Source organism: Maritalea sp., assembly GCF_051251695.1.
Classification (GTDB): domain Bacteria; phylum Pseudomonadota; class Alphaproteobacteria; order Rhizobiales; family Devosiaceae; genus Maritalea.
The window spans coordinates 1-2623 of record NZ_JBPOEU010000083.1 but is presented as its reverse complement, the minus strand read 5'-3'; the positions used below and the strand labels follow the sequence as shown (position 1 = coordinate 2623).

The 2623-nt window shown below is 51.1% G+C and carries 3 protein-coding genes; all 3 read left to right on the top strand.

The window, feature by feature from the left end:
• Positions 1-271, top strand: a 271-nt coding sequence (locus tag ACSHWX_RS18190; RefSeq protein ID WP_435669625.1) for a hypothetical protein, incomplete at its 5' end; no start/stop codon positions are given.
• Positions 268-2253 carry a heparinase II/III domain-containing protein gene (locus ACSHWX_RS18185; RefSeq protein ID WP_435669624.1) on the top strand — a complete coding sequence of 662 codons (1986 nt, stop codon included), beginning with the start codon at positions 268-270 and terminating at the stop codon, positions 2251-2253. The genes ACSHWX_RS18190 and ACSHWX_RS18185, both read left to right, overlap by 4 nt.
• Positions 2254-2378: 125 nt before the next feature.
• Positions 2379-2623 (top strand): hypothetical protein (locus ACSHWX_RS18180; protein WP_435669623.1); only part of this gene is annotated, 245 nt, incomplete at its 3' end.

Here is a 2623-nt window from a genome sequence, read left to right as displayed (position 1 = left end):
ATGGTATGGGGCAGATAATCTTGAGCAATATGGGGTTGGAAGCTTTCGTAAGCTGGGTGAGAACGGTCTCATTAGGCAATTGGAGCAATATTTCGAAGTACAGGTTTTTCAGGGCATAGACCCAATAACAAGACAAGAAATAATCATCCTAGTAAGCGTCGTGAAATGCGCCAAATATGGTGGCCACATGATAAAAAAAGAATCTGTAAATGAACGGCAGCCAGATGGTAAATCTGACGTGGGTCATATCGAGTTCACGAAAAAGTCGTGATTTCGGTATTGAGAAAATATTTCAGCAGGAAAAATCCTGTTGAAGAACTTCGAGAAAATTTGAAACGGCGCCCCCTCGCGCCATATGATGAACTTGATACGTCTCCCAAGCATCTCTCGTCGAATTTTCAATCGACTCTCGATGACCTGATTGAGTTAGGTTGGTTTCGGCAAGGAGATCATTTGCCGTCATTGGCACCACCGTTGCCGTGGACTGAGTTCGACCGATCGTTCGCATTTCAGCTCAATGCATGGGAGCCACTCACATTCCTGCTGAAGGGAGCCTGCACGGTTGATGATCCAGTCCGCCGGAGGAGATATTTCGATGTGTCTTATGCGTTTGCGTTGGATTGGATTCAGCGGTTCCAGATTGGAGTTTTTGACGGCCCCCCAGCGCTTGTCCTGACCGATGAGAGCAGGGCGAAAGAAGGGTTCGCTTGGTATGATATGGCTGTAGGCCAGCGGCTGTATCGTATGGCATACATTTTGGATGTCATTGCACGCGATGACGATTATTCCGACGAAGAAGTGGAACTATTTTTCAAGAGCGTGGTGTTTCACAATGAACTGCTTTTGGCTGAGGGTTTTTTTAAGCACCAGAACAATCATGGTATCTATCAGGCTCTGGGTCAGATCGCAGCGGCCAAACGTTTCAGCCATGTTGATCCGCGTTTTGACGAATATTTCCGGATAGCGACCAATCGACTTTGGCGATGCCTGGATAGCCATTTTACGCCCGACAATGTGCATAAGGAGCATTCACCGGGATACCATTACATGATCTTGGGCAGTCTTATCGGCGCGCTTCAAACAGAACTGATTGAAGATCGGGAGATCGCTCAGCGGATATCGGAAATGGAGCAGGCTTTGGCTTGGATGATCCAGCCAGACTACGGCCTGATTACATTTGGCGATTCCGACCCACGCTTGATGCTTCAAAAAAGTGTGCGACTGGCAAGCCGATACGACAACGATGCGCTTCAATATGTGATGTCGGGAGGGCAGGCTGGTCGTCCAGCTAAAGGCGGGGTCCAAGCCTATCTTGATGCCGGATATGCTTTTGCCCGCCTTTATCCTGATTCGCAGGAGCCAGTGTTCGAGGATGCATCCTATCGTGCCCAAATGGCAGCTTTCCACTCCCGTACTCACAAGCATGCCGATCATGTGTCTTTCCTTTGGTATGACAGACATCGGGAAATCCTGATCGATCCCGGCCGATACGCATATGCTGGTCGAACCGAGCGCGGTTCGGATCTGTTCAAAGAAGGGTTCTGGTATTCCGACCCCAAACGCATTTATGTTGAATCGACACGTTCGCACAATTGCGTCGAAATTGACGGCAAGAGCTATCCACGGGGGCGTCCTGGAGGGCAGGCGGCGAAACCCTTTGGCTCAGCTCTGGTGGGTGCGGAACAACAATCCGGCCTGGCCGTGACACAATGTGAAGTCAGCCATTTCAAATTCGTCCGTCATTGGCGCAGCCTGATCCTCAACCCCGGGAAATTTCTTGTCGTTCTTGACTGGCTTTATGATCGCTCACCCGATGTGAAGCATGATTTTCGACAATGGTTTCAATTCCATCCCGACTGGGAGGTCAAAAAAAATGACGGGATTTTCCGCGCTCGAAGTGCGGAGACCGATCAGCGAAGAGAGGAGAATATGGTTGTAACAAGCCTGCTCCCCGAACCACTCATCTCGGAGGTAATTTGGGCGCAGGAAGAGCCTCAGCTTCAAGGCTGGATGTCGGACGCGGCGAACAGTTTCGTGCCGACATCCAGCTTCAATCTGGCTCTCGAAAACACGGATATGGCCAGGTTCGCAACCATTTTTTCCTTTGGAAAGCAGATAGAAGTCGATCATGGCCGCTCGAACGTCAATCGCACGATGCGGAGCGGCCGGTTTGTCTGGACGGATGATCGGGGTACTCACCGTCTGAAATTTTCGGGACCGTTGGGCGAGGTTCTGAAAGTGGAGCTGTCATAGAACTGAGGACATGCGACGCGAAAGCAGTGATAAGAGTGATCATGATTGAAGCTGAACCGGGCCGCGCGTGCAGTGTTGAAAGAGGAAGCCAAGCGTGTTCGAAGCGCGGCGCGTGGTAAGTGATCATGGATGGACGTCGATTATCTGATGAGGCCGAGCGCCTTTGGAATTGTGCAACGGAGGACCCGCGAAGGGCCCGATCGGTAGAGCTTTTCCAGCAAGCCTTTGATGCGGGTGAATGCTCTCTTTCCGCCTATCGGCTGGGCTATGCTTACTTTAGCGGTACCTCCGTCGCTTGCGATCTGGATAGGGCGTTTGAATATCTCTCACACCCCTCGCAGAAGGGGTCGCGTATGGCCCACTATTATCG